The sequence below is a fragment of the Deinococcus malanensis genome (assembly GCF_014647655.1).
GTDB lineage: Bacteria > Deinococcota > Deinococci > Deinococcales > Deinococcaceae > Deinococcus > Deinococcus malanensis.
In genome coordinates, this window is the sequence record NZ_BMPP01000001.1 from 473,809 (window position 1) to 490,635 (window position 16,827).

The following is a 16,827-nucleotide window of genomic DNA, read 5'->3' on the forward strand; positions in this document are numbered from 1 at the left end:
TGCTCAGGGTAAACCTCAACTCGCCTTGCATGCTCACAGCTAACATGAAAACCGGCTGACTTTTGCCCTGACTTGCGGGACATGGACGCACGACCAAGAAAGAAGGGACGCCACAAGCGTCCCTTCCCCCTGAGCCGGGTGGTCAGCCGGGTTTGCCCTGTTCACCCTGCACGCGGGCTTTCAGGGCCGCGAGTGCGTCGTCCACGTCCTTGTCGCGGCCCAGGTCCCGCAACTGGGCGTCGATGTCATTTTCGCGCCGCAGGTCTGACATGGCACGGTTGCGGTCCTCCATGCCCGCGACCTTCTGTTCCATCTCGTTGAAGGCGTCCATCGCGCCGCCCGCCTTATCGAAACCCGAGACGCGGTCCAGCGTGGCGCCGGCCTGCGCCGTTTTCTGACGGGCCGCGAGCAGGGTCTTTTTGGACTCCATTTCGTCGATTTTGGCTTCCAGCGCGCGCAACTGGGTCCGCAGCTGGTCGACCGTGTTGGTCTGGGTGGCACGCTGTTCGTCGAAGCCAGCGGCAAGATCCTTGTGGTTCTGTGCGCGGCGCAGGGCTTCACGCGCCAAGTCCTCGCTGCCGCCGCGCAGGGCCTCTTCCGCCTTCTTCTCGTACTCGGTGGCCAGCTTGCGGTTGGTGGTGGCCTCGCGCTCCAGCTTGATGTTCTGGCTCATGGCTTCTGCCACTTCGCTGCGGGCATCCGTATAGGCGCTGCGCATGTCACGCAGCGACTGGTCGATAATCTTGCCGGGGTCCTCGGCCTTGGTGATCATGTCGTTGACATTGGCTCGGAGAAGGCGGGACAGGCGATCAAGAATGGACATGGGTGGAACCTCCTTGCCGCATGATTACGCAGGCCCCCGCCTTCGGGTTGCCGCGCCGGGTGATCCGCAAGACCTGCTGAAGGTCAAATGAGGACGCCTGAAAACAGAAAAACGCGCGCCCGAAGCTGAGCGCGCGTGATGCCTCAATGGAGTCTGGATCAGAACACGATCGGCCGCAGGCCCACACTTTCGGTGCCGCAGGCCACCGTGAGGTTATTGCCGGCGGGCGTGACCGTGCATCCCAGGGCACGCAGGCCGACCAGTGGGAAGATCAGGTTCTTTCCGTCGGTCGCTGGAGCCAGCGGCAGTTCCACGGCGCCGCCTTCACGCTGAACGGTCTTCTGTCCCACGGTGACCGTGAGGGGAGTCTGTCCGGTCACACTGAGACGGAATTTTCCTCCGCCCAGGTTCGAGACATTGACCACGCCCACCAGATCGCTGCCCAGGACGTAGGGCTGTCCCTTGACCACTCCGGCAGGAACGGTGATGCGTGCTGCGCTGGCTGCCGGGGCCTGCACGCCATCGATCACCAGCAGGGTTTCGGCTGCCGCCAGTTCGCTGAGCAGAACGAAGGCCGCAACATTTCCTCCCGCCTTGTCAGAGACGAACAGACTGCTGCTCTTTCCGCCGGCCTTCCAGTCGCCGATCACACGGGTCCCGAGTTTGGTCTTGACCAGCGGCCTGAGGGCCGACGCGCTGCTCTTGGCGTACAGGCAGACAGCTTGCGGGCCAAGTTTCAGCACAGCCGGGCAGCGGATGATCTGGCCTTTGACCAGGGCCCCCAGTTCCACAGCCAGAGAGCTGGCCACGCGCGTGGTAGCCGCCGAGGGACGCGGGGTCGTGGCAGCGGGCCGGGCCGGAGCGGGGGTGGTCACAGCGGGGCGGGCTGGTGCGGCGGCCGGAGCCGGGGTGGCCGGAGCAGGAGTGGTCGGCGCCGTCTGGGCAGCAGCGTGGGTAAGAAGACCGGTCGTGAGCAGCAGGGTCACGGCGCGGGCGGAGGTTTTGACAAGCGACATATGAGGGCATGCTAAACGGGCAGCATGAGCAGGAACTTTGAAAGCTGACGCGCCGGTTGATTCCCTGGGTGTCTGATGCAAGATTCGCTCAGCCAGGTGGTCATTCAATGTTAAGGCACCGTGGATTGCTTCACAGCGGCGCGGCCGGTCTGACGGTAGGGTCCCTGGTGTGCTTGTGCCTGCCAACCGACCCGCCCGTGCTCGGAGTACCGAGGAAAAAAATCAGCGCCGCGACGACATCCTGAGGGCTGCTGAACGTCTGTGGACGACCACGCCGTACGCTGACCTGAGTATGAATCAGGTGGCCCGGGAAGCCCAGCTGGCCAAGGGGACCCTGTATCTGTACTTCGACACCAAAGAGGAACTGTTTCTGGCCCTTCTCAGCGAGCACCTCGGCGCGTGGCTGCATGACCTGACCGCTCAGCTGGATGAAAGGCAGCCCCAGACACCCGATGACGTGACCGATGTACTGCTGGCCACCTCGCAGGGCCTGGAACCGCTGCGGCGTCTGCTGGTACTGCTAGGGACTGTGCTGGAGCGCAATGTGCGGCCCGAAGTCGTGACCAGCTTCAAGCAGGAGGTCCAGGCCCTGACCGAAGGCGTCGTAGAGCGCCTGCCTTTCTCCCCGGAAATCACGCTGCGTCTGCTGCACCACCTGCATGCGCTTTCTATCGGCTGGCAGCAGCTGACCGAGGACGCCGCGCGCTCCGGTCAGGCGAGCCCCTTTGAAGAGGAATTCCGCGTGGCGCTGCGTGCAGTGGTGCGTGCCGTCGCCCAGGCCTGAGGCTGGGGTCAATAAGAAGGAAGGCCACCCGACAGCCGGGCGGCCTTCCTTTGCCGTGCAGGCTGCTTACTCTTTGACGCCCCCGGCGGTCGCTCCGCCCACGAAGTACTGCTGGAAGCCGTAGAAGAGCGCGACGATAGGCAGGGCACCCAGGGTGGCAGCCGCTGCGAAGACCCCCCACTTCGTCGAGAACTGCCCCTGCGTGAAAGACAGCAGCATGATGCCGACGGTCCACTTTTCCACCCCGGTCAGCAGGATGTTGGCCAGAATGAATTCGGCGTACGTCCCGATGAACTGGTTCAGGAAGATAAACACCAGCATCCCGCCCGACAGCGGCAGCACCACGCGCAGGAAGGTCTGCCAACGGGTGGCGCCGTCCACCATCGCCGCTTCCTCAAGGGACTCGGGAAGGCTTTCGACATAGCCCTTGAAGATCCAGGTGTTAAACGCGATGGCCCCGCCGGAGTAGGCCAGGATCAGACCGGTGAAGGTGTTGCTCAGGCCCAGCGCCACCATCAGGGTATAGACCGCCACCAGCGCCAGGAAGACCGGGAACATCTGGATAAAGATGAAGAACAGCAGGGTGTGAAAGCGCCCCGGGAACCGCAAACGAGCCATGGCGTACCCGGCAGTTGTGGACAGCAGAATGGCCAGCACCCCGGTAATGCCGGAGACCAGCAGCGTGTTGCGTACCGACAGGACGAACTTGCTCTCGTTGGTGCCACCCTGGAATTGGGCTGGCGTCAGGAAGAACACCAGCACCGCCAGCGAGGCAATCAGAATGCGCATCAGCCAGGTCCGGGTCTGCGACAGTCCCTCGCTGTCACGTCCCAGGCGGCCCACCAGGGCCAGCAGCAGCACACCCGTTAGCGCGGCGCCGGACAGCCCGGCCAGCAGGAGCTGCCACGAGGGCACCGTGACCCCTTCGAACAGCTGCCGGAAATTGTCCATGCTCAGGACGTCCAGCTTGGGCAGCAGACCCGTCTTGTACAGAATATTTGGGCTGCCGAAATCCGGGAAGGCGAACAGGCTGTTGCGCGGGTCGAAGGCGGCGATCAGCACGTACAGTAGCGGATAGATCGCGACCAGGGTCACCAGAATCAGAAACAGATGGGTCAGCTGATCGCCCAGGACCGCACCGTAGCCGATGCGGCGCCCGGTGCGGGCCTGGCCGATGCGCTGGCCGATCAGACTGGTCAGGGCCAGCACCCCGCTGGCGGCCAGCAGAAACAGCAGGAAGCGCACCCAGCCGCGCTCCACAAAGAAAATAGTGAAGCTCTTGGGCCGCCCCTGCATGTTGCGGGAGAGGAAATAGCCCAGTGCCACGAAGCCCCCAACGACCAAGGCGAGGAACAGCCACGGGAGTGCGCGCCGTAACAGCCCGGGCTCGTGGTGCACATAGCCGCCCGGAGGCAGATCCTTGGTACCAGCTTGCGGAGTTGCCGTCATCTGCGGGCCTCCTCAAAGACACCAGCAGCCTTGAAGTTCACCAGACTGATGGCCAGGGTCAGGAAGAAGATGATCAGGGCGATAGCACTGGCCAAAGCAAAATTCTGGCCGCCGCTGCTGGCAAAGGCGGTATTGAAGCCCCACGACAGCAGGATGTCGGTGCTCTGAGCTGTGGCCTCGCGGCCTTCCTGGGGCGGGCCGCCCTGGGTCAGCAGGTAGATGATGCCGAAGTTGTTGAAGTTGAATGCGAAGCCCGACAGCAGGATGGGAGTGAAACTCGAGCGCAGCAGCGGCAGGGTGATGCTCTGGATCTGCTGCCAGCGGCTGGCACCGTCGATGCTGGCCGCCTCGTACAGGTCTTCGTTGATGGTGCTCAGCGCACTGATGGTGGCCGTCATCATGTAGGGAAAGCCCAGCCATAGGTTGACCAGCAGCACGCTGATCTTGGCCCACAGAGGGTCACCCAGCCACGGTACGGCCGCAATGCCCAGCAGGCCCAGCCCCTTATTGACAATCCCGAACTGCTGATTGAGCAGGGCCTTCCACATCTGGACGCTGATCACCGCGGGAACCGCCCACGGCAGGAACAGCAGCGTGCGGTAGAAGTTGCGTCCCTTCAGGCGCTTGTTGAACAGCAGAATGCCCAGCACCAGTCCGGCCAGGGAGTTGATGACCACCGTGCTGAAGGCGAACACCACGGTCCAGACAAACACGGGAAGCAGCGCGCGGCTGGCTTTGCCGAAAATTTCCCGGAAATTGGCCAGCCCCACATAGCCGTAGCGGTTGATGCGCGTGGCGTTGGCAACCACCAGGGACTCGGCCACGGGGGCGGCCAGGGTCACATTCAGGCCGTTGACAGCTGCAATCCTGGCCCGGACCGGCACTGAAGCTTCCTCGTCGAACAGCACGATGGTGTCCCCGGCACAGCTGGGCTGCGCGCACTTCAGGTACTCCTGAACGCTGCCGGCCTGTGGTGTTTCCTGGAGGGTCACCACCCGCCGGTTGGCGCTCAGTGACGCGGCCGTGCGCACCGCCGAATCCGGATTGCCGCTGTTCACCGCGTTGTAGTTGGTAAAGGCGTAATTCACGGTCAGCACGATGGGCAGTACCGTGAAGGCCGCCAGGAACACCAGTGCTGGAAACAGGTAGTACCAGTTGACAATCCAGGGAAACAGACGCGCGACCAGCGGCATCAGCAGCAGCAGGGCGCCCAGCGTGTACACCAGCAGCAGATAGGGAGGGGCGGTGGGGGCCAGTCGGGCCGTCAGGCCACTGGCCAGCCAGCCGATCAGGGCAGCGACGCCCATCAGCGCAGCCAGCACCAGTACGGCCATCAGGACGCCGCGTGCACCTTCAGGAGGCTTCACCGGGCGCCGGGAGGGAAGAGGCGGGGACGCAATCATAGGGTGATACAACACTCCTTCTCGAAAGGTTGTAATAGGCTGAACACTTCAAACTGATTTAACCATGTTCTGGACGGCCAGAAGCCCAGCTCAGGCTACACAGGACTGCATAAAAAAGCGGACGGGAAAATGCCCGTCCGCCTGTTCCGGCCTGCGCCTTACTTGATGTTGCTGTTGATTTCCTGCACGGCCTTGTCCAGGATCTGGCCGTAGTTCTGGCCAGGCTTCTGAACGCTCTGGGCAATCGCATTGCTCCAGGGGCCCCACACAGCGCCCATCTGCGGGATATTGGGCATGGGGGTACCCATGCTGATGGACTTGCCAAAGCCTGCTACCACGGGGTCAGACTTGAGCTTGGTACGTGCACTGAGGCTGACGGGGATGCGCCCGCCGGCCTTGTTGAAGCTGACCTGGGCCTCGGAGGTGCTCAGGCTCCGGGCGAACGCACCGGCCGCAGCCTTGTTCTTGCTGTAGGCATTCATCATGGTGCCCTGCACGCCCACGAAAGGGCTCCACTTGCTGGTGGCGCCGGGAGGAGTCGGGAAGGGCACGATGCCGTAGTCGATACCCGCCTTCTTGATGTCGCCCATGTCCCACGGGCCGGTCAGGAACATCGCCAGACGGCCGTCGACAAAGGCGCTGCGGGCGGCGCCGCCGTCCACACCCTCGGGCACGAGGTTGTACTTGTAGCGCAGGTCGTTCAGGAACGCACTGGCTTTGTCGGCGCCGGCGTTGGCCAGACCCACGTCCTTCGGGTTCAGGGTGCCGCCGGTGTTCTTGAACACGTAGCCGCCGTAGGCGCTGATCACGCCGTAGTTCATGTAGGCGTTGCCGAGGTCAGCCAGGAAGCCAAATTTGCCGTTGCCGGTGTTGGCCTGAGCAGTCTTGAGGAAAGAAGCCCAGGTCGTGGGGGGGGTCGAAACAAGTTTCTTGTTGTAGACCAGGCCCACGGCCTCAGCGAACATGGGGATAGCGAACAGCTTGCCCTGGTAGGTCATGGCCTGCACAGCCGTGCGGTCCAGGTCGGTCCTGCTGGTCACGTACCGGTCCATCGGCTCGATCACGCCAGCGGCTGCCAGCTGGCCCAGGCGGTCCTGGGGCAGGCTGACAACCAGATCAGGTCCCTGGCCCTTGGGCGCGCTCTGGATCAGCTTGTCCGGAATCTGGTCGAAGGGCACGCTGACAACGGTGACCTTGTTGCCGCTTTTCTTCTCATAGGCCGCAGCCTGGGACTTGAGCCAGGCCAGTTCGGTGGTTCCGAAGTGGGTCCAGACCGTGAGGTTGGCGGCGCTGGCGTGGCCCAGCAGGGCGAGCGAAAGAACGGTCAGAGCTTTTTTCATGGGACTCCTTAGGGGCGGATGAACCGCTTCCACAAGTGGGAGAGAAAGACATGATGCGCAGCCTGCACCTGAGGCGCTGGAAAAGCGTGGATTAAAACAGTGCGGACTTAAGGCCACAGGAATATTAGGGTGCGCGTCCAGAAGTATATAGAAGCCGAGCCAGGAATTACAACGTACCGGTTGGACCGTGAGCTTGTGGTCGTCAGGAAGCTGCCGGATCCCGGAACCTGAATTCGTAGTCTGTGCAGGCCTGGAACGCTGAGTCAGGACATCCGAACATCCGCACGGTTCGGGACGTCTCTCCTGACCGGTCGGTCAGTGCCGGATGATAGACTGGCCGAATGACCACCCCGCCTGCTCCCGGACCGGACGCCCCAGACCGCGCCGCCGGACGCACCAAGCTCATTTTGTTTCTGACAATTTTTATTGCCATGCTGGGCCTGAGCGTGCTGTTTCCGATTATCGCGCCGCTGGGCCGTCAGCTGGGACTGACTGAAACCCAGACCGGCTGGTTTGCAACGGCCTACTCGCTGATGCAGTTTATTTTCAGCCCTATCTGGGGAACCCGCAGTGAGCGGCTGGGCCGCAAACCCATTCTGATCACCGGTCTGGTTGGCTTTTCGCTGAGTTTCGGTCTGTTCGGGCTGGTGGCCCATCTGGGACTGGAAGGGATGGTAGGGGGATCGGCCCTGTTCGTGCTGCTGGTGGCCACCCGCGTTGTTGGGGGCATCCTGAGCAGCGCCACCCTGCCGACCGCTCAGGCGATGATGGCCGACCTGAGCAGCGAAAAGGACCGTGCTGCCAGCATGGGCCTGATCGGGGCCGCTTTTGGGCTGGGCGTCGTCTTTGGGCCAGCCCTGGGAGCGCTGCTGAGCACCATCAGCCTGACGGCCCCTGTATTTTTCAGTGCCGCTCTGGGTCTTATCACTGCGCTGGCGGCCACCCGTACCCTGCCCGAAACCAGACTCGCCGGAAGCGCGGCGGCCGCCAAGGGTGAGCGGCGTGCCCTGCTGGGCCGTGGGGCTATCCCCCTGTTTCTGGCTGTCAGCGCGCTGTCCACCCTGGCCAGCGTAGGCCTGGAACAGACGATTGGGTTCTACGTTCAGGACACCCTGAAGCTGACACCCGTGCAGGCGGCGCAGACAGTGGGTAGCATGCTGGCGCTGTTTGGTCTGGTGGCCGCGCTGGTTCAGGGGGGCGCGATCCGGCCGCTGAGCCGTCGCCTTCCGCCTACGCCCCTGCTGGCTGCCGGGTTGCTGGTTATGGCCACCGGGATGTTTCTGCTGCCGCAGATGCAGAGCTACTGGCCCATCACGCTGGCCATGATTGTGGTGGGCGTGGGCAGCGCCATTCTGGGCCCGACCCTGAGTGCCGCCCTGAGCCTCAGCGTGCCCGACGGCCAACAGGGAACAGTCGCCGGCCTGAACAGTAGCGCCCTGGCCCTGGGCCGCATGACCGGACCGCTGATCGCCACCGGGCTGTATCAGGGGGTCAGCCACAGTGCTCCGTACCTGCTGAGCGGCAGCGTGCTGGTGGGGTTGCTGGTGCTCACGCTGGTGCTACGTCCCCAGGTGGCGCCCGCACGACCGGTCCCCCACGTCTGACAAGCCTGCACACGAACGCACCTCAAGTTGGCCACTTGGCCGCTGCACCGCCGGGCCGTGTGGTCTGGCAGGTATGCTGCACCGGTGACCGACACCCGGCCGCGCCGCCCGGCGCCATACAATCCCGCCCGTGAACTGGCCGTTCGCGTGCTTCTTCGCGTGCTGCACGCGGATACCTTTGCCGCACCCGCGCTGGACGCCGCGCTGCACAGTGCCCGCCTGCCCGCCCGTGACTCCGGGCTGGCCACCCACATTGTGTATGGCACGCTGCGCCACCACCTCAGCCTCAGCGCAGCGCTGTCGCCGCTGCTGAGCGAGGACACGCACCCCAAGGTCCGCACCCTGCTGCTGGCAGGGGCGTTCGAGAAGCTGTATCTGGGCACCCCACCGCACGCTGTGGTCAGCGAGTACGTGAATCTGGCGCGTGGCGCCCGGCTGGCCCCGCCCGGGCTGATCAACGCCGTGCTGCGGCGAATCGCGCTCCCGGAAGGAAACGCGGCCAGTGAACTGCCCGACTGGCTGCGGCAGGTCTATCTGGAAGCCTACGGTGAGCAGGCCCCGGCGGTGATGGCTGACCTGCTTGAGCCTCAGCCGCTGTGGCTGAGTGTCTCGGAGGCCGGAGCGGCGGCCCTGGAGGCCGAGGGCAGCCGCCTGAACGGCGAACTGCAGGGGGTTGAACGGGTGGAACTGGCCCGGCCATTGCGCGAGTCCGGCGCCTACCGCCAGGGTCAGGCCCAGCCCATCAACCCCGCCAGCCTGGCCTGCGTGGATGCGCTGGGCGATGTCCAGGGTCTGCGGGTGCTGGACCTGGCCGGCGGGGCAGGTGTGAAAGCGGCCATGCTCGCCGCACGGGGTGCTCAGGTGACCAGCGTGGAACTGATGGCCCGCAAGCATGACGCCGCCCGCGCCAACCTGGGTCGTCTGGGCCTGAAGGCCGAGTTCCTTACGCACGACCTGACCACGCCGCTGGACGCGCCCCCGGCTCCCCGGGTGCTGCTGGACGCACCCTGTACCGGCAGCGGTACCCTGCGCAGCCACCCCGAAATCAAGCTGCGTCTGACCCCGGAGGCGGCACAGGCCATGGCTGATCTTCAGGGGCGGATGCTGCCCCACGCTGCCGCACTGGTCGAACCCGGCGGAACGCTGGTGTACTCGGTGTGCTCGGTAACGCCGCAGGAAGGCTCACAGGTGGTCTTTGATTTCCTGGCCAGTCACCCTGAGTTCACGTCTGAGCCGATTCCGGACCTGGAGGTGCCGCACGTGGCTGCCGGACCGGGTGTGCTGACCGTGCCGCTTGAAGGTGTGGACGGCTTCTTTATCGCCCGGTTGCGTCGCAGGGCCTGAAAGAGCAGGAGAGAGGCGGCCGGGCACATCCCCGGCCGCCTCGTTCGCCTGGTGTCTACAGGCCCAAAATTTTTACATCCTCAGTGTTTTACAGCCCCAGAGCGGCGTCCAGCGCTACTTCGATCATGCCGTTGAAGGTGAGCTGACGCTCCTCAGCGGTGGTGACCTCGTGGGTCACGAGGTGGTCGCTGATGGTCAGGATGGTCAGCGCCCGGACGCCATATTTGGCGGCCAGGGTATACAGCCCGGCGGCTTCCATCTCGACAGCCAGCACGCCGAAGTCGGCCCAGCGTTTGAACTCGCTGCGGTCATCGGTATAGAAGGTGTCGCTGCTCATGATGTTGCCGACGTGGCTGGTAAAGCCACGCTCCTGGGCGATCTGGTAGGCGCGCAGCAGCAGTTCGAAGTCCGCGATGGGGGCAAAGGTGCGCTCGCCAAAGCGGATGCGGTTGATGTTGCTGTCGGTGCACGCGGCCTGCGCCAGCACCAGGTCGCGCACGCGCACGCCTTCCTGGTAGCTGCCGGCTGTGCCGACCCGGATCAGGTTCTTGCAGCCATAGTCGGTGATCAGCTCGTTGACGTAGATCATGCAACTGGCAATGCCCATGCCGGTGCCCTGCACGCTGACGCGCTTGCCCTTGTACGTGCCGGTGTAGCCGTGCATGCCGCGCACCGTGTTGTGCAGCTGCGGGTCGTCAAAGAAGGTTTCGGCGATGTGCTTGGCGCGCAGCGGGTCCCCCGGCAGCAGGACGGTCTCGGCAATCTGGCCCTTTTCGGCGTTGAGGTGAATACTCATCGCCCCTAGGGTAACAGGCGTGCCAGGGATTTCCCGGAAGCCGGGGCCGCCTCAGACTGCTCCCACCCATTCGCCGGCCAGCCAGCGCGCATGGGGCATGTCGCTGGCCAGGATGCCCCGTATCACGTCCTCCACGGAATACAGCACCGCCCGGAAGATCGGCGTCCAGCTGGCGCCGGCATGGTCAAGGATGAGGTACTCGGCGCGGGCCACATTGACCATCCGTTCCCTCGGTCGTTCATAGGGCAGGCCGACGCTTCCAGGGTTGAAATAACTCCAGCCTTCGTATGGAAGATGCAGCGGCTTGTGCGTGTGGCCGCCTGCCCACGCCGACTGCACGCCGTACGAGTCGCGTAAAGTTGCCCAGTGAGACGCTGCGGTGCTGGCCACGAGCTCTTCATTGTCCCGGGCGGGGCTGCCGTGAAAACACAGAAGGTCTGGGAACTGGGCCGTGGCAGCGTAGGTCCGCACCCTGTCCTGCTGCGCGCGGCTGAGCTGGGCCTTGCTCCATTCGCTGATGTCGTGCAGCGCATGTTCATCGGGGAACCCCCGGGCCCGGAAGGGCGCGGGAGGCTCCAGCATCATGCGGTCGGCGTTGCCACGAACCACCGGACAGCCCAGGTCTGCGATGCGCTCTACGCATTCTCCCGGCCACGCACCGTCCATTGCCACGTCGCCCAGACACACCAGGGCGTCTGGGGAGAGGGTCCGCATATCCGACAGCGCCGCGGTCAGCGCCGGCAGATTGCCATGAATGTCTCCAAAGACCGCAACTCGCATGGTTCAGCGTAAGCGATGCTTCAGGCTGTTAGCCCGCCGTTCGGGTGTCAGCGCTTGAAGGGCTGAGTGCGCGGTCCTGGCGTTTGAGCACGTATTGAACGACCGCAACCGGCACCCCGTAATAGGGCTCCGGCCGACGTATTCCGCATTGCTGGAAGCCCAGCCTTCGCATCAGCGCGTGTGACCGCATATTCGGCCTATGAACCTCGGCAGTCACGGTATGCAGGCCCAGCTCCCAGGCTTCCTGAAGCAGGAGTTCGCAAGCCCGCCGGGCCACGCCCTGGCCCCACAGGCTGCGCTCGCCAATGGCCACGCCCAGTTCTCCGGACAATGTGCTCAGGTTGGCCAGATCCACATACCCCACCAGCCGCGCGTCCAGGGTGACCCCCCAGCGCCGGAAGTCGGCCTGTGTCCCCGCGATCAGGGCTGCCCAGTGGCGCCGGATCACCCGGGGCGACAGCCCCACGGTCCAGCTGGCCGCCTGACAGAACAGTGGGTCGGCGGCCCAGCGCACTGCGGCCCCTTCATCGCCGGGCTCAAGCGGACGAAGGGCAACACTCACCCGGCGCGGCTCCAGGGGCGCGGTGGGCGAACAGAGAGCGCCAGGCGCATCCGGATTCTTAGCCGGCAGGGCTGCACGGGGCGGGCGATGACCGTGGCCGCCAGTTCACTTCTCGGGGTGTCCGACATGACCGCTCACCTCCGGAGCCAGCGCCGCCAGCAACCCTGCTGCGGGTCCTGGCCGGGCAAGCGTGAACCCCTCGCCCGCCCACAGGCTCAGGACGTCTGCCTGTCCGGCCTGCGCGCCAGCACTCCGCAGGGGCCGGGTCAGCGCGTTCTGGTGGGGATAGGGAAGGGGATGGGCGACCGCGTCGCTGACAGCATTGCGCAGACCACGTGCGGTGCGTCCGCTGAAGGCACGGGTCAGAACGGTATCCCCGCCCCGCGTCAGGGCCGCCCGGTAAGCGCTGGAAGTTCCGGCCTCGTCCGCCAGGAGAAAGGCAGTGCCACACTGTGCTAGGCTCGCGCCCGCGTCCAGGACGGCATTCACGTCCTCGCGTGTCATCAGGCCCCCGGCGGCGATGACCGGGAGAGAGACTGCACGTGCGACTGCGCGCGTCAGTTCCAGGGTGTCGGCCAGCTCGTCGTGCTGCCACCCGCCCCGGTGACCGCCGGCCGCTGCGCCCTGCGCCACCACGGCGTCCACCCCGTCGGTTTCCAGGGTCAGGGCTTCGGGCACACTGGTGGCTGTGCCGACCACCACGACACCGGCTGCCTTCAAGGCGCGGAGATGTCCGGACTCCAACCGCCCGAAGGCAAACGAGAACACCGCAGGTGGCGCGGCCAGGACTGCTTCGAGCTGGGCTTCGAAGTCCTCCTGAAGGTGCGTGGGCAGGGACGGCGAGGGGAGATGCAGGGCGGCGTGAAACGGGAGGAGTTCCGCACAGGCCGCCTCGACCTGGGCAGGTGTGATCTGCGGGACTGGTTGCAGCGCAAACAGATTCACCGCAAAGGGCCGGTCGGTCAGGTGGCGGACGGCGTCCATGGCCTGAACAATCTGCGCCGGGCTCAGGTAGGCCGCACCCAGACTTCCCAGTCCTCCGGCCCGGGAGACGGCAGCAGCCAGCTCTGGTGTTCCCACGCCGCCTGCCATGGGTGCCAGCACCACCGGGACTGTCAGACCGAGCGCATCAAGTACCCCGGCGTCACGCCTTTGCGAACCCGGCTCATGTCGCACTGTCGTCATGCCCCACAGCGTAGCCTTGCAGGGGCATGAGCGCGTTTTCCCACCCGTTCCGGGCATTTACCGCGTTTCGCCGTGCCGCGTATTCTGCTGGTCCCGCACCTCGCCGGCAGTTCCTGCCCCGCGAATTTCTGGAACTGCTGCTCAGGGGAGCCCAGGCCCGGCTGCCGCTGTATGACGCCCCGGACCTGCCGTGGGCCCTAGCCGAGGCGGTGCACGACCCCGCTTACCTGCACCGCTGGCGTCAGGGGCAGGTCACCCGCGCCGAAGAACGTGCCCTGGGGTTTCCCTGGACGCCCGCTGTGGTGGAACGCGGTCTGGGCAGCAGCGGCGCCACCCTGGCGGCCACCCGTGACGCCCTGCACGGGGGGCTGGGAATCAACCTGGGTGGAGGCACCCACCACGCCTTTGCAGACCGCGCCGAGGGCTTTTCCTTTCTGAACGACGTGGCGATCAGCGTCCGGTGGCTGCTGGAGGCTGGGCACGCCCGGCGCATTCTGGTGCTTGACCTCGATGTTCACCAGGGCAACGGCACGGCCAGCATGCTCAGCGCCGAGCGCCTGGTCCTGACGGTCAGTGTGCACGCCCAGAGCAACTACCCCTTTCATAAGGAACGCAGCGGACTGGATGTGGCGCTGCCGGATGGTACGGGGGATGAAGCTTATCTGCAGGCCCTCGAGGCGAAGGTGGCACCGGCGGTCACGGCCTTCCAGCCTGATTTTCTGTTCTACCTGGCCGGGGCGGACGTCCTGGCCGGTGATCAGCTGGGTCGCCTGGCCCTGACCCCCGCCGGTGTGCGTGACCGCGACAACCGGGTGCTGCTCTGGGCGGCCCGCGCCGGTCTGCCGACCACGCTGGTCATGGCAGGAGGCTACCACCGTGACCCGCAGACCCTGATTGATGTGCGGCTGGGAACGCTGGACGCGGCGCTGGCGGCCTTTGGCCCGGTGGACCGGCATAAAGTCACAGCACCTGCTGCGCCCGGCTGAGAACGCAGGCGGAACGATTGCCCATGTGCGGAGGGCATAGGCCGACAGGAACGGCCATATGGGGCCAGAGGAGCTGGAAGCCAGTGGCTTGCCAGAGGCATGGGCGCACGGTGACGCCTGGCAGTCACGCGCTATCATGCTTCCATGACCGTTCTCCTCACGCCCCCCTAGCGCGAGTCGAGAACCGTGCTGTTCCCGGAAATTCAGCATTCACCGGGCCGCAGAGCCGGCCCGCAGGAGAGTTCATGAGCACCCCCGACACCAACCCGGCCGCCCTGCCCGGCGAGATCGCCCGGCGACGCACCTTCGCCATCATTTCCCACCCGGACGCCGGGAAAACGACCATTACCGAAAAGCTTCTGCTGTACGGCGGCGCCATTCAGGAAGCCGGGTCGGTCACCGCCAAAGAGGGCCGCAGCCACACCAAGTCCGACTGGATGAGCATCGAGCAGCAGCGCGGAATTTCCATTTCCAGCAGTGCGCTGACCTTCGAGTATGCCGGTCGCCACATCAACCTGCTGGACACCCCCGGACACCAGGATTTCAGCGAGGACACCTACCGCACCCTGACTGCCGCCGACAGCGCCCTGATGGTGCTGGACGCCGCCCGTGGCGTGCAGGCCCAGACCGAGAAGCTGTTCGCGGTGTGCCGCAATCGGGGCATTCCGATCCTGACCTTCGTCAACAAGATGGACCGCCCGGCGCAGGACCCGTTCGAGCTGATCGCCCAGGTCGAGGAGACCCTGAAAATCACGGCGGTGCCGCTGACCTGGCCCATCGGGGACGGTCCGGATTTCAAGGGTGTGTATGACCTGCAGACCGGTCAGGTGCTGGCCTTCGAGCGCACCTCCGGCGGCAAGCACCGCGCGCCCATGCAGACGGCGGGCCTGAACGACCCCAAGCTGGTTGAGCTGGTCGGGGCGGACCTTGCCGCCAAGCTGCAGGAAGACGTGGAGCTGATTCAGGGCGCCATGGCTGAGTTCGACCCCGAGGCGTTCCTGAACGGCGAACTGACGCCCGTGTTCTTCGGCTCGGCCATGAACAACTTCGGCGTGGAGCACTTCCTGAGCAACTTCGTGGATCTGGCGCCGTCCCCGGGTCCGGTCGAGACCAACCTGGGAGAGCGTGCCCCTGAGGCTCCTTTTGCAGGCTTTATCTTCAAGCTGCAGGCCAACATGAGCAAGCAGCACCGCGACCGCACCGCCTACATGCGCGTCATGAGCGGCCACTTCGAGCGCGGCATGGACGTCACCCACACCCGCACAGGCCGCAAGCTGCGACTGTCGCAGGCCCATACCCTGTTTGCCCAGGACCGCGAGAAGGTGGAGGAAGCCTACCCCGGCGACATCGTGGGTCTGGTCAACCCCGGCGTGTTCCAGATTGGGGATGTCATCAGCGTGGACGGCAAGGTGACGCTGCCCAGCTTCCCTCGCTTTACGCCGGAGACCTTTGCCACCCTTTCTCTGCGGGACGTGGGCAAGCGCAAGGCCTTTATGAAAGGGCTGACCCAGCTGGCCGAGGAAGGCGTGGTGCAGGTCTTCTACCCCACGGACGGGGCGCGTGACCCGTACCTGGGCGCTGTCGGGCCTTTGCAGTTCGAGGTGTTCCAGGCCCGTCTGGCCGAGGAATACGGTGTGGATGTGGAGATGAACGTCACCAGCTATCAGCTTGTGCGCTGGCTGGCCGGTGATCCAAGCAACGTCGCCCGCTTCGCCCGCCACGTGGAAGACGACCAGGGACGCCCGGTGATGCTGTTCCGCAGCAAGTACGACCTGGAATACACCGCCGAACAGCACCCGGAGATCGAGTTTTTGCCGCTGCCTAAGGATTTGACGCGAGTGTGAAGAAGGATCGCATTCCTCCTCCTTCATCAAGCCCATGACCGTCCCTGCGGCGTCCTGATCTTCCAGCTCGCGACGCGCGTTGGGCTGCTTCCGCAGCCTTGCCCGAGAGAACAGAAAAGCTTGCTTCGCTCAAGGCATGTTGGACAGCGATTTGATAACCGCAATAGAACTCAGTACCAGCGACCCAGACATTCTTTGTGCTAACAGGAATGAAGACAAAAGAAGCGCATTAGTCATTTGATGATAGGCCGAGAATAAAAATGAGCACATCATAGGCGAAAGTAGTCACCCCCATGTTAGTGGGGGTGACTACTTGTTGTCCTGTGTTATTAGAACGAGGTCACTTATTTAGTGAAAGTGAACAACGCTGTCCGGGCAATGCTACCGTCCTTCAGAAGTACTTCAAACCTCGCACACTTACCTGTCATTGTAGAATCGGTCTTCCAGACGTAGATGTACTGCGTACCATCCCACTGCAGCCCGCTCGTGTTTGCAGTAACAGTTTCCTCGATAGATTGGGTAACTGTAGTGGAGCAGTTTACTACGACGGCTTTAGGTGTTGCCGCAAAAATCTCAGTTGCGGTAGCGCCTTTGACGTCACCCAAGTTGAACTTCACGGGGATCGCGCTGCCTGCCTTGGCCTTGTTCCAGACGCCATCCATATCAACTGGCTGGAAGAATCCATTGAACTTGAAGTTCACAGTGACGGTGAAGGTCTTGGTGGACGTATTGTTTCTGGAGTCCGTGGACGTGCAGGTCACGGTGGTTTCGCCCACGGGGAAGGTCGATCCACTGAGTTTATCGCAGGAGACAGCTCTGCTGCCGTCAACGAGGTCAGTGGCGGTCGGTGCGAAGGTGACTGCGGTCATCAGAGCAGTGGCTTCGACCGCTGCCACGTTGGGTGCCGTGAT

General features: G+C 64.4%; 15 protein-coding genes. 5 read left to right on the forward strand and 10 right to left on the reverse strand.

What is annotated here, in order from left to right:
* Positions 1-142: 142 nt before the first annotated feature.
* Positions 143-823: a PspA/IM30 family protein gene (locus tag IEY49_RS02355; protein WP_189004149.1), complete on the reverse strand. Its 681-nt coding sequence runs from the start codon at positions 821-823 to the stop codon at positions 143-145.
* Between the two features lie 158 nt (positions 824-981).
* Positions 982-1,839, reverse strand: coding sequence for a hypothetical protein (locus IEY49_RS02360; RefSeq protein ID WP_189004150.1), 858 nt, complete (start codon positions 1,837-1,839; stop codon positions 982-984).
* 175 nt (positions 1,840-2,014) lie between these two features.
* Here IEY49_RS02360 and IEY49_RS02365 point away from each other — a divergent pair, with 175 nt between their 5' ends.
* Entirely contained in the window at positions 2,015-2,623 is a 609-nt protein-coding gene (locus tag IEY49_RS02365; protein ID WP_229780585.1) for a TetR/AcrR family transcriptional regulator, read from the forward strand.
* Positions 2,624-2,689: 66 nt separating this feature from the next.
* Here the strand turns inward: IEY49_RS02365 and IEY49_RS02370 are convergent, their stop codons facing one another.
* From IEY49_RS02370 to IEY49_RS02380, 3 genes are all read right to left on the reverse strand, one after another.
* Positions 2,690-4,072 (reverse strand): sugar ABC transporter permease, encoded by a 1,383-nt coding sequence (locus IEY49_RS02370; protein ID WP_189004154.1) that lies wholly within the window; start codon positions 4,070-4,072, stop codon positions 2,690-2,692.
* The gene (locus IEY49_RS02375) at positions 4,069-5,475 is read right to left on the reverse strand and encodes an ABC transporter permease subunit (protein WP_189004156.1); all 1,407 of its coding nucleotides are present in this window, start codon (positions 5,473-5,475) and stop codon (positions 4,069-4,071) included. The genes IEY49_RS02370 and IEY49_RS02375 overlap by 4 nt, the downstream gene beginning before the upstream one ends.
* A gap of 158 nt (positions 5,476-5,633) precedes the next feature.
* Positions 5,634-6,815 (reverse strand): sugar ABC transporter substrate-binding protein, encoded by a 1,182-nt coding sequence (locus IEY49_RS02380; protein WP_189004158.1) that lies wholly within the window; start codon positions 6,813-6,815, stop codon positions 5,634-5,636.
* Positions 6,816-7,156: 341 nt separating this feature from the next.
* Here IEY49_RS02380 and IEY49_RS02385 point away from each other — a divergent pair, with 341 nt between their 5' ends.
* Positions 7,157-8,419 carry an MFS transporter gene (locus IEY49_RS02385; protein ID WP_189004160.1) on the forward strand — a complete coding sequence of 421 codons (1,263 nt, stop codon included), beginning with the start codon at positions 7,157-7,159 and terminating at the stop codon, positions 8,417-8,419.
* 84 nt (positions 8,420-8,503) lie between these two features.
* Positions 8,504-9,763, forward strand: a complete 1,260-nt coding sequence (locus IEY49_RS02390; protein ID WP_189004162.1) for an RsmB/NOP family class I SAM-dependent RNA methyltransferase — start codon at positions 8,504-8,506, stop codon at positions 9,761-9,763.
* An 88-nt stretch (positions 9,764-9,851) separates the two neighbouring features.
* Here IEY49_RS02390 and deoD read toward each other — a convergent pair whose 3' ends face one another.
* From deoD to IEY49_RS02410, 4 genes are all read right to left on the reverse strand, one after another.
* Positions 9,852-10,559, reverse strand: coding sequence for a purine-nucleoside phosphorylase (deoD, locus tag IEY49_RS02395; RefSeq protein ID WP_189004164.1), 708 nt, complete (start codon positions 10,557-10,559; stop codon positions 9,852-9,854).
* A 51-nt stretch (positions 10,560-10,610) separates the two neighbouring features.
* Complete coding sequence (locus IEY49_RS02400; RefSeq protein WP_189004166.1) at positions 10,611-11,339, reverse strand: metallophosphoesterase family protein; 729 nt, start codon at positions 11,337-11,339, stop codon at positions 10,611-10,613.
* 28 nt (positions 11,340-11,367) lie between these two features.
* Complete coding sequence (locus IEY49_RS02405) at positions 11,368-11,901, reverse strand: GNAT family N-acetyltransferase (protein WP_189004168.1); 534 nt, start codon at positions 11,899-11,901, stop codon at positions 11,368-11,370.
* Between the two features lie 105 nt (positions 11,902-12,006).
* On the reverse strand, positions 12,007-13,086 hold the full coding sequence (locus IEY49_RS02410; protein ID WP_189004169.1) for an NAD(P)H-dependent flavin oxidoreductase: 1,080 nt from the start codon (positions 13,084-13,086) through the stop codon (positions 12,007-12,009).
* Between the two features lie 26 nt (positions 13,087-13,112).
* Here IEY49_RS02410 and IEY49_RS02415 point away from each other — a divergent pair, with 26 nt between their 5' ends.
* A complete protein-coding gene (locus IEY49_RS02415; protein ID WP_189004171.1) occupies positions 13,113-14,072 on the forward strand; it encodes a histone deacetylase family protein in 960 nt (319 codons plus the stop codon).
* Positions 14,073-14,317: 245 nt separating this feature from the next.
* Positions 14,318-15,916 carry a peptide chain release factor 3 gene (locus IEY49_RS02420; RefSeq protein WP_189004173.1) on the forward strand — a complete coding sequence of 533 codons (1,599 nt, stop codon included), beginning with the start codon at positions 14,318-14,320 and terminating at the stop codon, positions 15,914-15,916.
* Positions 15,917-16,260: 344 nt separating this feature from the next.
* On the opposite strand, the gene IEY49_RS02425 is transcribed toward IEY49_RS02420, so the two are convergent.
* Positions 16,261-16,827, reverse strand: a 567-nt coding sequence (locus tag IEY49_RS02425; RefSeq protein ID WP_189004175.1) for a PxKF domain-containing protein, incomplete at its 5' end; no start/stop codon positions are given.